The organism is Flavobacterium beibuense F44-8 (assembly GCF_000769915.1).
Taxonomy (GTDB): Bacteria; Bacteroidota; Bacteroidia; order Flavobacteriales; family Flavobacteriaceae; genus Flavobacterium; species Flavobacterium beibuense.
In genome coordinates this window covers 28,541-44,273 of record NZ_JRLV01000024.1, presented here as the reverse complement: position 1 = coordinate 44,273, position 15,733 = coordinate 28,541, and the positions used below count along the sequence as shown (strand labels likewise).

At 38.6% G+C, this 15,733-nt stretch carries 13 protein-coding genes; 2 read left to right on the top strand and 11 right to left on the bottom strand.

From position 1 onward, the window contains the following. Positions 1 to 46 precede the first annotated feature (46 nt). Positions 47 to 700 carry a queuosine precursor transporter gene (locus tag Q763_RS15765; protein ID WP_035135995.1) on the bottom strand — a complete coding sequence of 218 codons (654 nt, stop codon included), beginning with the start codon at positions 698 to 700 and terminating at the stop codon, positions 47 to 49. A gap of 188 nt (positions 701 to 888) precedes the next feature. Between Q763_RS15765 and ald the strand changes: the two genes are divergently transcribed. Together ald and Q763_RS15755 are read left to right on the top strand one after the other, a co-directional pair. Beyond that, entirely contained in the window at positions 889 to 1,983 is a 1,095-nt protein-coding gene (gene ald / locus Q763_RS15760) for an alanine dehydrogenase (protein WP_035135994.1), read from the top strand. Positions 1,984 to 2,056: 73 nt separating this feature from the next. Further along, positions 2,057 to 2,638, top strand: coding sequence for a hypothetical protein (locus Q763_RS15755; protein WP_035135993.1), 582 nt, complete (start codon positions 2,057 to 2,059; stop codon positions 2,636 to 2,638). Positions 2,639 to 2,706: 68 nt separating this feature from the next. On the opposite strand, the gene tsf is transcribed toward Q763_RS15755, so the two are convergent. From tsf to Q763_RS15705, 10 genes are all read right to left on the bottom strand, one after another. Continuing rightward, a complete protein-coding gene (gene tsf, locus Q763_RS15750; RefSeq protein ID WP_035135992.1) occupies positions 2,707 to 3,531 on the bottom strand; it encodes a translation elongation factor Ts in 825 nt (274 codons plus the stop codon). Positions 3,532 to 3,634: 103 nt separating this feature from the next. After that, positions 3,635 to 4,393: a 30S ribosomal protein S2 gene (rpsB, locus tag Q763_RS15745; protein ID WP_035135991.1), complete on the bottom strand. Its 759-nt coding sequence runs from the start codon at positions 4,391 to 4,393 to the stop codon at positions 3,635 to 3,637. Between the two features lie 158 nt (positions 4,394 to 4,551). Next, the gene (gene rpsI / locus Q763_RS15740) at positions 4,552 to 4,938 is read right to left on the bottom strand and encodes a 30S ribosomal protein S9 (protein ID WP_035135990.1); all 387 of its coding nucleotides are present in this window, start codon (positions 4,936 to 4,938) and stop codon (positions 4,552 to 4,554) included. Beyond that, positions 4,939 to 5,394 carry a 50S ribosomal protein L13 gene (gene rplM, locus Q763_RS15735; protein ID WP_035135989.1) on the bottom strand — a complete coding sequence of 152 codons (456 nt, stop codon included), beginning with the start codon at positions 5,392 to 5,394 and terminating at the stop codon, positions 4,939 to 4,941. It lies immediately after the preceding gene. A gap of 170 nt (positions 5,395 to 5,564) precedes the next feature. Next, positions 5,565 to 6,116: a GIY-YIG nuclease family protein gene (locus tag Q763_RS15730; protein ID WP_035135988.1), complete on the bottom strand. Its 552-nt coding sequence runs from the start codon at positions 6,114 to 6,116 to the stop codon at positions 5,565 to 5,567. A 41-nt stretch (positions 6,117 to 6,157) separates the two neighbouring features. Next, the gene (locus Q763_RS15725; RefSeq protein ID WP_052123476.1) at positions 6,158 to 6,703 is read right to left on the bottom strand and encodes a hypothetical protein; all 546 of its coding nucleotides are present in this window, start codon (positions 6,701 to 6,703) and stop codon (positions 6,158 to 6,160) included. 135 nt (positions 6,704 to 6,838) lie between these two features. Then, positions 6,839 to 9,706, bottom strand: a complete 2,868-nt coding sequence (locus tag Q763_RS15720) for an alpha-amylase family glycosyl hydrolase (protein WP_035135987.1) — start codon at positions 9,704 to 9,706, stop codon at positions 6,839 to 6,841. A gap of 52 nt (positions 9,707 to 9,758) precedes the next feature. Continuing rightward, on the bottom strand, positions 9,759 to 10,865 hold the full coding sequence (locus tag Q763_RS15715; RefSeq protein WP_035135986.1) for a SusE domain-containing protein: 1,107 nt from the start codon (positions 10,863 to 10,865) through the stop codon (positions 9,759 to 9,761). Positions 10,866 to 10,881: 16 nt separating this feature from the next. Then, positions 10,882 to 12,429 (bottom strand): RagB/SusD family nutrient uptake outer membrane protein, encoded by a 1,548-nt coding sequence (locus tag Q763_RS15710; RefSeq protein ID WP_035136019.1) that lies wholly within the window; start codon positions 12,427 to 12,429, stop codon positions 10,882 to 10,884. Positions 12,430 to 12,448: 19 nt separating this feature from the next. Further along, complete coding sequence (locus Q763_RS15705) at positions 12,449 to 15,526, bottom strand: SusC/RagA family TonB-linked outer membrane protein (protein WP_035136018.1); 3,078 nt, start codon at positions 15,524 to 15,526, stop codon at positions 12,449 to 12,451. Positions 15,527 to 15,733: the final 207 nt, after the last annotated feature.

The window sequence follows — 15,733 nt, the reverse complement described above, 5'->3', positions numbered from 1 at the left end:
TTTTAAAATAGTATGCATAGCCACCTGTTTTCTTAGAGCCTGATAATTACTCTTTTTCGGGCTCTATGTATTTGCTAATCCAGGCATGGCCTACATATATTAACGGCGTAAGTACTATTGCTATTATCAGTTTTACGAAATATCCTGTAAAGGCTGAAGCGATGTAGGTAGTAGTATCTATTTTTCCGGTAAGCCAAAAGGCAATTCCCAGTACTATAAAGCTATCAAAAAGTTGTGATATGACCGTAGATCCCGTAGTTCGCAGCCAAATCATTTTGTTGCCCGTTCGCTGCTTAAAGAAATGGAAAATAGCAATGTCAATAAGCTGCGATACCAAAAAAGCTGTAATACTGCCCACTATAATCCACATGCTTTGCCCAAAAACGGCGGTAAACTGTTCGTCGCTAACGGTATTGAAGCCTTTTGCTGCAGGTATTTGCAAAGCCAGATACAATACTATAAAACAATAGGCTATCAGGCCGGCGGTAATGAAAGATAATCGCCTAACGCCCTTTCGCCCGAAGTATTCGTTAATAAGATCGGTAGTTAAAAATACCACAGGCCACGGTAAAATACCGATACTCATTACATACGGACCTATATTGATTAATTTTCCGCCAATAAGTTCGGCGACTACGGCATTGGTAATAAAAATTCCGGCAAGGATTATAAAAATAGTGTCTTTTCGGGTTTGTAACATAGTTTAGTTTGTAAGGGGATTTTCAAAAATACTGCTTTTATGGTTAATCTGGCAGTTTTGGTGTTTTTTGATTGTTGATGTTTTGTTTTTTAGGGGGTTGTGTTTTAAAATTATGTTATTTTATATTTTTCTTTGTAATATTTAGGGGGTGTATTTGTTATATTTGGTAAAATTTAAATTTTATCCACATGAAAATAGGGGTTCCTAAAGAAATTAAAAATTATGAGAGTCGGGTGGCAGTTACTCCGGCGGGTGTTTTTGAATTGGTAAACTGCGGGCATCGGGTGTTTGTGCAGGAAGGAGCAGGAGAGGGTAGTGGCTTCTCTGACGATGACTATCGGGAAACAGGAGCTTATATGCTTCCAACCATTGAAGCAGTATATGCAATGACCGAGATGATTGTTAAAGTAAAGGAGCCTATAGCGTATGAGTATAACCTGGTGAAGAAAAACCAGATTGTGTTTACCTATTTTCATTTTGCATCAAGTAGAGAACTTACTGAAGCTATGATTAGCAGTAAGGCTGTGTGTATTGCTTATGAAACCGTAACCGATAGCGAAGGAACTTTACCGCTATTAACACCTATGAGTGAGGTAGCAGGACGTATGGCAATACAGCAAGGAGCTAAGTATCTTGAAAAACCTATTAAAGGGCGTGGTGTGCTTTTAGGTGGAGTGCCGGGTGTGCCTCCGGGGAAAGTACTTGTGCTTGGTGCTGGAGTAGTAGGAGTGCAGGCAGCTAAAATGGCAGCCGGACTTGGTGCTCATGTTACTATACTGGATATTAACATGAAGCGCCTTCGTTATGTAAACGATGTAATGCCGAGCCATGTGGTAACCGAATTTTCAAGCGTGTATAATATTAAGAAGCATATTAAAAACCATGATCTTATTATCGGGGCGGTATTGATACCTGGTGCTAAAGCACCTAACCTGATTACAAGAGAAATGCTTAAAGAAATGCGCCCGGGTACGGTGCTGGTTGATGTTGCTGTAGATCAGGGAGGATGTATTGAAACCACAAGGCCTACCACGCATGATGATCCTACTTTTGTAATTGATGATATAGTGCACTATTGCGTAGCCAATATGCCGGGTGCTGTGCCTTATACCTCTACACTGGCGCTTACTAATGTAACGTTGCCTTATGTGCTTAAACTGGCTAATATGGGCTGGGAAAAAGCCTGTGAACAGAATGCCGACTTGCGTTCGGGATTAAGTATTGTTAAAGGTGAGGTTGTGGCTAAGGAATTACTTGAGGTGTTTGACTTGCCTTTGGTGTAATTTGGTTTTAAGGTGTAAGTTGTTTATATTTAGTGTTTTATATTTTAATTTAACTAAAAAAACCACCTGCCTTATGAAAAAAACATCCTTACTGTTCTTGGTTGTATGTCTTGTTTTTATCTCCTGCAGTGAAGATAAAGAGCAAGAGCCTGTACAGGCTGCAAATCCTAAAAATGTACATGTTATTCATGATGATGATCCGCCGTCAGGGCAGGGTGATATACCGAGAAATAAACTAGTTTATAAAACATTTGACCAAAAGAGTTTTACGCTTAATGAATTGTGGGAGCGTTATAAAAGCGATGTAGAGGTTACTGCGCCTGATTATCATGATAACCTCAAAAATTTTTGGTTTAGTATAATAGGTGATAGAGTAATTGATGAAGGTAGTGATGCAATGAAGCTTTATTTTCTTGATGAACAAATGGGGCTAGAGCAAAACTTGCTTAATTATGACCGATTTTTTAGTTTGCTTGCTACATGTCCGCTAACTGATGATGAGGTAGAGATGTATGCCTTAGATTTTTTTGACAGAAACCGTGAGGCGATTAATGGTATTATGTGGAAAAGTGAAGAGGAGAAAAAAGATAAATTGAATGAATTGGCATATATGCAACGCACCTTTTTCTTGTTAAGAAATAGTAATAAAGGCTAGAGAGTATTATAACAAAAAATCCCGATGGAAACATCGGGATTTTTTTATATGTGTTTGCTTGTTTTTAATTAAGCAAGAGCAACTCTTTTGAAACCTGTAACAACTAGAGAAGCATCAACAGACTTAACATAACCGCTTACGCTTAGTTTGCTGTCTTTAATGTAATCCTGGTTAACAAGAGTGTTGTCTTTAAAGAAACGGCCAAGTTTACCTTTAGCAATGTTGTCTAACATAGCTTCCGGTTTACCTTCCTGACGTAACTGATCTTTAGCGATCTCGATTTCTTTCTCAACTACTGCAGCATCGATACCTTCCTCGTTAAGAGCAAGTGGAGCCATAGCAGCAGCCTGCATAGCAACGTTTCTAGCAGCTTCTTCACCACCTTCTACGTTAGCAGAAAGGCTTACAAGAGTAGCGATTCTGTTACCAGCGTGGATGTATGAACCTACAAATGCACCTTCAAGTCTTTCGAAAGAACCGATCTCGATTTTCTCACCGATAACACCTGTTTGCTCAGTAAGTTTTTCTTCAACAGTGATGTTTCCGAAAGCAGCAGCAAGGAATTCTTCTTTAGTGTTGAAGTTTAATGCAAGCTCAGCAAGATCTGTAGCTAATTTCACGAAAGATTCGTTTTTAGCAACGAAGTCAGTCTCACAGTTAAGAGAGATAACTACACCGGCAGTTTTGTCAGCATTAACAACTGCGATAACAGCACCTTCAGTAGACTCTCTGTCAGCTCTGTTAGCAGCAACTTTTTGGCCTTTTTTACGAAGGATTTCGATCGCTTTGTCAAAATCTCCTTCAGCCTCAACAAGGGCTTTTTTACAGTCCATCATACCGGCACCTGTAGTTTGCCTTAATTTATTTACGTCAGCAGCAGTAATATTTGCCATTTTGAAATTATTTTAATAGGTTAAAATTAAAGTCGTTATGTTGATATAATGACTACAAAAGTAAACATCTACCAGCACAACGACTTTATTGTAATGTTATTATTTATTCTTCAGTAGCCGCTTGTGGAGCTTCTGCTTTAGCAGCAGTAGCATCCTGCTCTTCTTTTTCAGATTTTCTGTCAGAAAGTCCTTCAACGATAGCGCCTGAAACTAAAGATAAAATTTTGTCAATTGATTTTGAAGCATCATCATTAGCTGGTATTACGTAATCTACCTCTCTTGGGTCAGAGTTAGTATCTACCATTGCAAAAACCGGAATGTTTAATTTGTGTGCTTCTTTTACTGCGATGTGTTCAGCTTTAATATCAACTACAAACAGTGCAGCTGGTAATCTGGTCATGTCGGCAATTGAACCTAAGTTTTTCTCAAGTTTTGCACGAAGACGATCTACCTGTAAACGCTCTTTTTTAGATAGCGTATTAAATGTACCATCTTTCTTCATTTTATCAATAGAAGCCATTTTCTTAACAGCTTTTCTGATAGTAACGAAGTTAGTTAGCATACCACCTGGCCATCTTTCTGTGATGTAAGGCATGTTTGCTGCAGCTGCTTTTTCAGCAACGATGTCTTTTGCTTGCTTTTTAGTAGCAACAAATAATACTTTTCTTCCTGATGCCGCGATTTTTTTAAGAGCCTCATTAGCTTCTTCAATCTTAGCAGCAGTTTTATATAAGTTTATAATGTGGATACCGTTACGCTCCATGTAGATGTAAGGAGCCATGTTTGGATTCCACTTTCTGGTCATGTGTCCAAAGTGAACACCTGCCTCTAGTAAGTCTTTAACTTCTACTTTATTTGCCATTTTTGTAATAGTTTACGTTCTGTTGAGTAGCAATGGTTAAGTGGCGTTTCCGGCCTTATCCATTTAGATGCTAAACTAACTCTCTGTTAGAAGAGACAACAGCAACTTGTTTTAATTTTTTTAAAAAAGAATAAACTGATTGTTGTAATAACAGCAGATTAACGTTTAGAGAACTGGAATCTCTTACGTGCTTTCTTCTGACCGAATTTCTTACGCTCAACCATTCTTGGATCCCTTGTTAGTAAACCTTCCGGTTTAAGGATTGTTCTGTTTTCAGCGTCAACTTCGCACATTGCTCTTGCGATAGCCATTCTTACAGCTTCTGCCTGTCCTGTTATACCACCTCCGTATACGTTTACTTTTACGTCAAAGTTAGCAGCGTTCTCTGTCATTGCAAGAGGTTGCATTACTTTGTACTGTAAAGTTGCAGTAGGGAAGTAAGTTTCGAATTCTTTTTTGTTAACGGTAATTTTACCTGTACCTTCGGTAACGTATACACGCGCAACAGCGGTTTTTCTTCTACCGATTTTGTGAATAGTAGCCATTTACTTTAGATCGTTTAAGTTAACGGTTTTAGGTTGTTGAGCATCATGCTTGTGCTCTGAACCTACATATACATTTAAATTACGGAATAGCTCAGCACCTAATTTGTTTTTAGGTAGCATTCCTTTTACAGCTTTTTCTACTAAAATGGCAGGGTTTTTAGCCTGTAGATTTTTAGCAGTCAAACTTCTTTGACCTCCAGGGTAACCAGTGTGGCGGATATAAGTTTTGTCCTCCAGTTTGTTACCTGTTAGATTGATTTTCTCTGCGTTGATAACAATTACGTTATCTCCACAGTCCACGTGCGGTGTATAATTTGTTTTGTATTTACCTCTTAAAAGCATTGCAACTTTTGAAGCAAAACGGCCCAAATTATGACCTTCAGCATCAACTATGATCCACTCTTTCTGAGCAGTAGCCTTGTTAGCTGAAACTGTTTTGTAGCTTAATGTGTTCACAATAAATTATTTTAATTAAACATTCCATCCCCAATAAAGGGGATGCAAAAGTACAACTATTTATGAGAAATTCAAATATGTATAAAAATAATTATTTAAACACTTTTTTATGTGTGGCTTATTTCATTTTCAGAGAGTTAAAAAAAATGAAATTGATGAAATATCAAAAGTTATAATTGTCCGCTTTTTTTACCAAAAATGGGTTGTAATTTGTCCCATATTTGTTGTTCTATAGCTTCTACTATATTTTGAGTAATTATTACTTCGTGATCTTTTATGTTTTTAATCTCATATACTTTTACCTTGACTGTGTAAGTCATTTGTTTATCCCAACGTAACAAATGCATACTATATACACTTTTTCCAGTTAATCCCAGATGTTGTTTTAATCTGCCGTAAAAGTTTTTCATGGTGCTGCCTACATACAGCGTATTTTGAACAGGAACTTCTTTGTCCCTATAGTTAAATTTAGAAGTTTTTAATCCCTGAGGTCTGTTTTGATATTTTTCAACAAAATCTCTAAGTATACTGGAATCTGTTATTTCGATAGTATATATGAGAGGAAATTTGAAAATATTTTTTTTATGACTGTTTAATACATCATTAAAGTTTGATGAGTTAATCTCAAACGTATCTGCTATCTCTATCTCTATATCGTTTAGTTGTTGGGATAATTTAGCAAGTGAGCCTTGTGTTTCTTTAATAATCTCTTTATAATTCATTAGATTTATGGCTGGTTGTGCATAAATCTAATGAAATTAAATTAATCCAGAGGCCTTAGGGTATTACTGTAAATCAGAATAAACGGACTCTCCTTATTCGAGTTGTCTTTTTGAAGGTAGATGAACTTGTGTTTTTTAGCTTCTTTGCTGTCTATCACAATCTCTTTTTTGGTAAGGTTGTCATACACCCTTACATCTTTAGTATTATCTATCGTTAGTTTATCGGCATAGCCTGTTTTTATGTTTGAGATAAGATAACCGCTAAAAAGTCTTTTTTCCTGAGCGGTAACTACAATTTTCTCACCTTTAAAGTTTTTGGTGAATACTAATAGTGAGTACTGGTCTTCGGTAGCTTTAGATTCTTTAAGGATACTTTCCTTTTCCCTGTCGGACACCGAAAGGAAGTCGTCCCTGTGCTGTATGTTATAATGGGCGCGGGAGCCTGATGTACTTGTTTTAGTCCTTGATGTGGAAGTTTTTGATCTTGATGATGATTTGGAGCTGCCTCCAAATACACTGTTTACGGTATCACACTGAATAAATAATACTGCTGTTAGCAGTAAAAGAACGATTTTGTTAATTCTCATTGTCATTTTCATTTCAAATAGGAACGCAAAATTACCGCACACATTTTGTTTTTCACATTTCTTTATGATTACTATAACAAAAAGCCTCCTGTGAGAGCAGGAGGCTTTGAGAAACTTAACTAAAACTCACTCAAATTAATCTTTAACCAATTTTAATGTTTTATGATTGTTGTTTGTATCTGTTACATTAACAATATACAGTCCTTTAGACAGCATACTTATATCATATAGGTTAAATGCCTGAGTGGCGGCAAATGTTTTTACAAGTTGTCCTGTCATACTGTATATTTCTACACGGCTTACATCTGTATTAATAGTAAATTGTGTAGTAGCAGGGTTAGGGTATAGTACTACTTTTTGAGTAGTGAAATCCTCTGTACCCAGTTCTACCTGTTTGTTACCGTATATCCTGAAATCACCGGCAGGGATGTTTATGGTAGCATTTACATTGGTAACTTCTATTTCAGAATTATCCAGTAGGTTGTACCATGTACCTGTATAAGGGAATGCTGGATCTATTGCCTGATCGGTTACATTAAAGTTAGATACGATAACCACATCTTTAAGATCGGTATCGGCAAGCGCATCATTCCATATGTGTATTTTAGGAGTAAGCGATGTTCCTGATGACGGAGTAATGGTGTAATCGCCTTCAAACACATCTTCCTGTGTTTTTAGGTAATTAAGTTTGCCCCAGGTATAGTATACCTTTTGGCGTTCTACATCGTTTAGCCAGTCTTCATCCCATTGCGGTTGTGGTTTTGTATCAAGTTTACAGTCACCATCGTCTCCGCCCGGCATGTTTACACTGCCGTTGTTACACGTATATATAGAGTACTCCCAACCCAGGTCTCCAAAATGCCATAACATTTTAGGTCCCGGTACCGGAATAAGTACAGCGCCCATAGTTCTCATACGTTTAAGCGCTATATTAAGGTCTTTCACATTATGAGCCGGGTTGTTGCTGTTACCGTATTCCAGATTCTTAAACATTATTCTTTCTTCATCATGGCTTTCGGCATAACCTACAAGTCTCTTACCTATAAAGCCACGGCTGTTATTACCTACGCGGTTGATGTTAGAATTATCTGCATACCCCATAGTAAGCTGGTTGTATGTAGAATTCATTATACCCCACATCATTACACCTTTGCCTTCGTCAACTTTGTAGTTAGCCCATTGCTGCTCTTCGGCATCAGTACCTAAGTGCTCAAAAATAGTATAGTGTGTAGGGTCAAGGCTCCACGAGTAATCAGCATATTCCTTAAGGATATCCACCCTGTCCTGCTGGTAAGCATTGGTGCAGGCTTCATCGTTAGCACTACAGTTTTGTGTGAATCCTTTTGTAAGATCCCAACGGAAACCATCTATATGGAATTCTTCAATCCAGTGTTTTACAACTCTTCTAACATAGTTTTGAGTTCTTGATTGCTGGTGGTTAAAATCGTTACCTACATTATAAGAGTGTTTAGCCTCAACGTTGAAGTATGGGTTTTCGGTACTTGGTCCACCCCATCCGTCGCCGTCAGGGTCGTCCATCCACATTCTAACCATAGGGTTACGACCAAAGGCATGGTTTAGGGCAACATCTAATATAACGGCAATACCATTTTGGTGGCAAAGGTCTATAAACTCTTTAAGCTTATCAGATGGACCGTAAAACTTATCGGTAGCCATATGGAAAGAGGTATTATACCCCCAGCTTTCGTTGCCTTCAAATTCCATAACCGGCATTAGCTCAATGGCATTAATATGCAGGTTTTTAAAGTAATCTATCTTGTCTATCAGGTCCTGATAGTTTCTGTCTGAATCAAAATCTCTAACAAGTACCTCATATATAATAAGGTCTTCTTTTTTAGGTTTCACAAAATCGGTAACCTGCCAGTTGTATTCTTCCTGACCTGTTTGCAGTACGGTTACTTCTCTTTCCTGTCCTGCAGGGTAAGCCGGAAGGTTAGGGTAAGAGGCTGCCGGAATGTAAGGGTCATCATATGGTGAAAGTACCAGTGTAGAATATGGGTCGGCAGTTTTAACCAGTTCAGGAGAGCCTGCAACCGGAGCTTCGGCTACTACCCAGTATTGGTAAGTGTATACTTCGCCTTCGGTAAGCCCGTTAAGCTCTAACCAAAATTTACCCGACTCTGTATCTTTTTTCATGGCATAAGCCGATGTAGGCTGCCAGTTGTTAAAGCTACCTGCTACATATACAAAGTCTTTAAGAGGTGCGTCTAAAACAAGTATTGCTTTTGTAGCATCGGCAGTGTTGTAGGTAATTCCGTCTTCATAATCCTGAGGCATTGCCTCTTCAACAGTGCCCGGGTTAACAATAACCGTAAATGTTTTGCTAATACTATTAGCATTATGGGTTACTACCAGTTCGTAGTTTTTAATCTCGGTAATATTAGTATCGGTATAAGCATAAGTGCTCACTCCTGTTGCCGAGTTTATGCTAACGCCGTTAGCAAACAGTTCGTAATCTGCTTCACCACCGGTATTAGTAGCAGCAATATCAAAATCACTACCCGATGTTAATATGGTGCTGCTGTTATTTGCAGTAGAGGTAAGGTTTACCTGAAAAGCACCTACCTGCACTGTAATATCCTGAGATTTTTTATCTCCGTTACCGTCTTTTGCTTTTATAAGAAATCCTATAGAGCCTATACCTGTCCTGTTATAAAAAGTAGTAGGTACAAAGCTTAGGGTGTAGGTGTCACTGCCCGAATTGTAAGTGAATTTGTTTGCTTCACCCGAGTTATCCCATGAACCATTTGTAGGGCAGTCCATAGAGTTTTCGTCGTTCAGGTCGTACGACCATGCCCATAGGTACAATGCGTTATCAGTAATGTTCCATGTGGCCTCGTTTACGCTTGAGCCTTCAATGGTGATGGTTATAGAGTCATCTTCATTGAATTCTGAAGGCGAAACCGAATAGGTAACATTTTGCTGTTGTGCAAAGCCTATTGAAGCAGTTAATAAAAATAATAGCTGAGTAAATTTTTTCATATTTTAAAAAGATAAAAAGGGCTGTGAAAACAGCCCTTTTTTAAAACAATTATTATAGTCCTGATACAGTTGCTGTACCAACAAGATCTAAAGAAAATTCTATATTATAGCTTCCTGCGCTAACAGAGAAGTTTGGCGCTCCCGGGTCGTAAGTAACCATTGGGTCACTGTTACCAACGTTAAACTTCCATGCGTCACCTGCTATAAAGTTGCCTGTGTTAGAAGATCTGAACTTCATTTCACCTTCTGCAAGTGTAGCAGCGATAGTGTATTTGTTATTCTCAAAGTCGTAAGTCATAGCAGTTTCGCCATCCCATCCGTTTGCTGTAGCACTACCTATAATACCCCAGTCCATTTTAACAGACTGATATTGAAGATTGTCAAGGTCTACCCATACGTAATAGAAACCATCACCATCAGTTTCGGCAACTTTAATGTCGCTGCTTCCTCCGGAGTTTTCAAGGTTACCATCCTGAGCACCACCTACAGTACCATAGTTACCATCGTCCCAGCTTCCTTGAACGCCAATGAATTTAAATCCGTCTGCAGCACCAACTTTTACATAAGCTTCAAATACCATAGTAGTACCGTCACCAATATATCTCATTGGGATAGCTGTAGTGTTGTCCCATGCGTTAAGACCATAGTATGCCTGTGGAGCACCTACAAAGAATAATTGTGGGTCTTCCGGCTCTATAGTAACATAAGGAGTAATGTTTAAAGAGATAACATTAGAAACCATAGCAAGGTCTGCATTATCACCAAGTGATGAAGTAACTCTTACATCTACACTGCCTTGTTCAAAAGGTTCCAAACCTAGGCCAATGGCAATAGTGTTAAGTTCTGCTACATTCAATGAGTATACTTTTGTATTAGTAGTACCGGCAACTGCAGGAGCAGCAAAGTCAGTACCCGAAACAGCCATTTCGATAGTGTAGTCAATCTCGGTATCTACAGTATAAACACTGTGATCCCATACCAGTGTAAGTGCAGGGTTGTCTGCAAGGTCTTCTGTTAAAACAATGCTGCTGCCATCTTCCGGAGAGATAAGTACCGGAGCAGAGTCTGATTCAACAATCGTAATATCATCATCGCTTGAACATGACAGTACCGACATGAATAATAAAGCAAGGACAGAAAAGTTAAATATTTTTTTCATCGTGGTCATTTTTAAATTAGTAGCCTGGGTTTTGTGTTAGGTTAACGTTTGCCTGTAGGGCACTTTGAGGAATAGGGAACAGTTTGTATGTAGACGGTATTGATGTACCGTTTAGTGTATTACCTTTCCATGGCCACAGGTAAGTACCACCTGTAAATTTGCCAAAACGGATAAGGTCTGTTCTTCTGTGTCCTTCAAGGTTAAGCTCTCTTGCTCTTTCGTCAAGAATGAAATCAAGGTCTAGTTGTCCTGCAGATATTGCAGTAGCGTGCGAACGCTCTCTTACCTGGTTAACATAAGTTAAAGCCTGGCTTGCAGAACCTCCCGCAGCACCTCTTAATGTACACTCGGCATACATCAGGTAAGCATCGGCAAGTCTAAACAGAGGGAAATCAGTACCAGAGAAGCTGGTAGCTGTTGATGATCCGTTAAAGTTTGTATTCCTGAACTTAATTGACGGATAACCATCTGCCCAAGTTTTGTAATCTTCCATTTCATAATTATGACCTTCTGTCCAAAACAGTTCTGCTCTGTCGTCTGGCGATGTTTCAAGATCACCGTAAAGGCCATACCATGCCTTTGTAGCCCTGTGTCCTGTCCAGGCATCGGTAGCTCCAAAATCAAGTATGTTCATAGTCTCTGTACTAAGAGAACCGTTTACTATATAAGTAGTATTACCATAACTCTGGCTCACTACCGGATCGGCAATTAGAGGGAAAATTATTTCTGTGCTGGTATCGTTATCACCAGAGAACAGACTTACAAAGTTAGGAGCAAGGGTGTAACCTGCATCAATAACTTTTACAGTGTAAGTAAGTGCATCGTCATAACGTTGTGTGCCGGTATAAACTTCGGCATTAAGGTAAAGTTTAGCTAATAGCATTTGTGCAGTAGCTTTATTTGCTCTACCGTAGCTGTTAGTTTCAGGAAGTATATCCTCAATAGCTAAAAGCTCCTGTTCTACAAACTCAAACAGCTCTGTTCTTGTAGATTCGTTTAGCGGAGAAGTTTCACCATAGTTAGTTTCATTTACAATAACACCTTTACCAAAACAGTCTATCATGTAGTAATAAGCTAACGATCTTATAAAACGCAGCTCTCCTACAATTTGTGCTTCGTTGTCTACATCCACACCATCAAGTACTCTGATGATGTTTGTAGTTTGCGGTACTATGTAATATACCCTGTCATAAAGGTATTTAAAGAATTTGTTGTTAGGGTCCCAGTTAGAAGTAGTGGTTAACTGATCAAGACCATCATCACCCCAACGGTTTTTCATATCGTCAGCAGTAAAGTCCTGAAGGTTAATAATACTTCTAAGGAAAGCTGTTTCACCCGGGTCTGGCCCTGTAATATCTGAACTTCCCGGTCCGTTAGGTCCCGAAAGCGCAAAGGTACCATACATTTTAGACAGTAGCCCTTCTATAGCATTAGGGTCCTGTGCAAGCAGGTTTTCTATAGATAATTCTACCTTAGGCTCTGTATCCAAATCATTAGTACATGATGAGAATAGCAGTACCATGGCACTCATTCCAAGAATTATCTTTTTATTTAGTTTTCTCATGTTCATAATAATTTTTTGATTAGAAGTCAAAATTTAAGCCTACGCTGTAAATTCTTGGTCTTGGATAGAAATTGTTATCAATTGCATTAAAGTTCTCCGGATCCTGACCTGAGTAGTTAGTGATAAGGAACGCGTTGTTAACTGCTGCATAAAGCCTTAGCGATCCCTGTCCGTCTTTTATGATGTTGTTAATACGGTAACCTACTGTGATGTTATCACATCTTAAGAAGCTCGCATTTTCAAGGTAGTAGTCTGATAACGGAATGTTACCCTGAATGGTTGTAAAGCTAGGATCTGCTGCACCGTCATAAAAGTCAATTACATTGTTAAGACTGTTAGTGTTGTTAGGTAGCGCTCTGTTTACCCATCCTCCTACAAGTTTTGCAGAGTTGTAAACCTGTCCGTCTGCCTGTCCGTGGAAACTGGCCGCAAGGTCAAAGTTTTTATAAGTAAAGTTAGTGCTGAAACCATAAGTCCAGTTTGGTCTTAACGCTTTAAAGTATCTGTCATCATTAGTAATTACACCATCACCGTTACGATCTTTAAACCCACCAACAATAGGACTGCCGGATGCATCATAAAGCTGTTCGAATACCCATGCAGAGTATGGTTGCTCACCTACTGCGTGACGTGCCATTCTTACACCTGTTTGTACCGGAAGACCAGACTCATCAGCATTAATCATGCTAACATCTTTAAGATCTGTTACCTCACCAATGTTGTAAGCGAAATTACCTGATACTTCCCAAGTGAAATCCTGAGTTACAATTGGTCTTAATGTTAAGCCAACTTCCACACCTTTGTTTTCCATCGAACCTACGTTTTGAGTAATCTCGTTAGTAAGGTACTGTCCCGGTGGTACTGTAGATCTTACAAGAAGATCGTCGGTATTTCTTTTGTATAACTCAACGCTACCTGAAAGAAGGTTGTTGTTAAACAAATCGAAATCCAAACCAATGTTATAAGTTGTGGTTTTTTCCCAGGTTAACTGGTCATTAAAAGGATTTGCACTGTATGTGCTTGTACCCGGCAGGTACTGGCTGTTTGGATCACCAGGGCTAAAAATAGCTGAACTAGGGTAGAAACCTCCAATTCCTGTAATATCCTGTTGACCTGTAATACCATAACCTAAACGAAGTTTAAGGTTTTTAATGGTTTTGTTGTTTTTAAGGAAAGGCTCATCAGTAATTCTCCATGCAGCACCGGCAGCAGGGAAGTAACCCCAACGCTTGTCTTCGCGGAATAGTGAAGAACCGTCTGCTCTTAAAGTAAATGTGAAAAGGTATTTGTCTAATAAATCAACATTAGCACGGCCAAAGAATGACTGTAAAACCATTTTGTTGTAATACCTGTTTTGAGGATTAGATTCATTCTCTCTTACTTCTCTTACACCTGTTTGAGCATTGTATTGGTAAATGGTTTTGTAGCCATCGTTTACAAAGCTTTGATAAGAGTAACCGGCCTGAGCATCAACTCGGGTTAAGAACCCTGAAAAGTTTTTAGTATAGGCAAGGTAAGAATCTAAAGTTTTGTTTGTAATATGTTGTGTTTCTCTATAATTAACTCCAGGGTTAAATATATAAGTGTCGTTTACGTTATCATACTGGTAAGTTGCAAAAGCGATATCACTGTATTGCTCCAGTATTTTAGCTCTCGATGCCTCTGCACCTAAGTTTACAATTGCTCTTAACTCAGGTAAAAAGTGCATTTTGTAGTCAAACTGTGCGTTACCAATAAATTTGTTAACTACCTCCGGTCTTCTTCTTTCCTGTAAAAGGTTTACCGGGTTATATTGACCGTCAAAATCAAGAGGGTTAGCAGCAGTAGTATTTTGGTAATATCCGCCAAAGTTGTTTATGTCACTGTCGGCATAAATTGGTTTTGTAGGATCCATGTTAAGTGAACCACCTATGGCACCGCCTTCATCTACAGTGTTTTTATCAATCCAGAATCCTTTAGCATTAACATCTACCTTTAAGTGATCGTCAAAGAAAGTAGGGCTGAATTTTAAAGTCGTAGTATAACGCTCGTAGTCATTTGTTTTAACTACTCCTTCGTTCTTGGTGTAACCAACAGATCCTCTAAACGGAACTTTCCCGAAAAGGTTAGCGCTGGCGCTAAAGTTGTGATCTGTAGAGATAGAAGTTCTTAAAATCTCTTTCTGCCAGTTAGTGTCATATATTCTGCGTCCTTCAATAGCAGCAGTATTTGGATCATCTACCGCATCGGTAGTAGGGTCGTCCACACCAAGGTAGTTAGTGTAGTCAGGATGATATTCCTGAATAAACCTAACGAAAGAAGAACTGTCCATCATATTAACAAGGTCATTAGCTTTACCTATAGCTACATACGATGAATAATTGAATTTAGGTGCTCCCGAAGTACCTTTTTTAGTAGTAATGATAATTACACCGTTAGAAGCTCTTGAACCATAAATAGCAGTTGCCGAAGCGTCTTTAAGTATGGTAAACGATTCTACATCGTTAGGGTTAACCAGTGATAAAGGGTTGTTTACACCTGCTGGATTAACGTTATCAATAGGCACACCATCTATAATGATAAGAGGGTTGTTGTTTGCCGAAAGCGAACTTCCGCCCCTAATCCTGATATTTGGTGCCGAATCCGGCGCACCACCTGAATTTGTAATTCTTACACCCGGTGCCTTACCAACAATAAGCTGGTCAGAACTCATAACGGCTCCTTTTATAAAGTCTTTTGAAGTTACAGTGGTTAAAGCACCTGTAGCATCTTTTTTAGTAGTAGTACCATAACCTATAACTACTACCTCTTCAAGTTGAGTGGAATCTTCCTGTAATACAACATTTAAGGTCGCTTCTCCGTTGTATTGTAAAACCTGATCGGCATAACCGATAAAGCTGAATACAATAATGTCTCCGCTCTTAACATCAGACAGTGAATATTTACCGTCTATGTTTGTTGCGACACCGTTAGTTGTACCCTCAACAATTACATTAACTCCAGGGAGAGGTTCCCCGGTTGCATTATCACTTACAGTTCCCGATAAAGTACTCTGAGCCAGTACGCTAAATGGTAACAGTAGTAATAAAAGCAATAACTTTTTATACGTTGTTCTCATACAATTTGTTTGGGTTAATTTTGTGTTTTGTTTTTGCTTATAATTCACTTCGTATGTTAAAATTATGTAAAATCTCTTCATAAAAAAACGTTTTCGTAATTACGCCCTACCGAAAACGTTTGCGTGTTGAAAACTTTCTTTAATTTACAATATTTAGGTGGGAATTTTGTGACTAATAAAAATTAAAACTACCTTTAGTTACGAAAA

Bases quoted from the DNA above. Each gene is read 5' to 3' on its own strand.
- Q763_RS15765 (WP_035135995.1), bottom strand. From the start codon at position 700: ATGTTACAAACCCGAAAAGACACTATTTTTATAATCCTTGCCGGAATT.
- ald (WP_035135994.1), top strand. From the start codon at position 889: ATGAAAATAGGGGTTCCTAAAGAAATTAAAAATTATGAGAGTCGGGTG.
- Q763_RS15755 (WP_035135993.1), top strand. From the start codon at position 2,057: ATGAAAAAAACATCCTTACTGTTCTTGGTTGTATGTCTTGTTTTTATC.
- tsf (WP_035135992.1), bottom strand. From the start codon at position 3,531: ATGGCAAATATTACTGCTGCTGACGTAAATAAATTAAGGCAAACTACA.
- rpsB (WP_035135991.1), bottom strand. From the start codon at position 4,393: ATGGCAAATAAAGTAGAAGTTAAAGACTTACTAGAGGCAGGTGTTCAC.
- rpsI (WP_035135990.1), bottom strand. From the start codon at position 4,938: ATGGCTACTATTCACAAAATCGGTAGAAGAAAAACCGCTGTTGCGCGT.
- Q763_RS15730 (WP_035135988.1), bottom strand. From the start codon at position 6,116: ATGAATTATAAAGAGATTATTAAAGAAACACAAGGCTCACTTGCTAAA.
- Q763_RS15725 (WP_052123476.1), bottom strand. From the start codon at position 6,703: ATGAGAATTAACAAAATCGTTCTTTTACTGCTAACAGCAGTATTATTT.
- Q763_RS15720 (WP_035135987.1), bottom strand. From the start codon at position 9,706: ATGAAAAAATTTACTCAGCTATTATTTTTATTAACTGCTTCAATAGGC.
- Q763_RS15715 (WP_035135986.1), bottom strand. From the start codon at position 10,865: ATGAAAAAAATATTTAACTTTTCTGTCCTTGCTTTATTATTCATGTCG.
- Q763_RS15710 (WP_035136019.1), bottom strand. From the start codon at position 12,429: ATGAGAAAACTAAATAAAAAGATAATTCTTGGAATGAGTGCCATGGTA.
- Q763_RS15705 (WP_035136018.1), bottom strand. From the start codon at position 15,526: ATGAGAACAACGTATAAAAAGTTATTGCTTTTATTACTACTGTTACCA.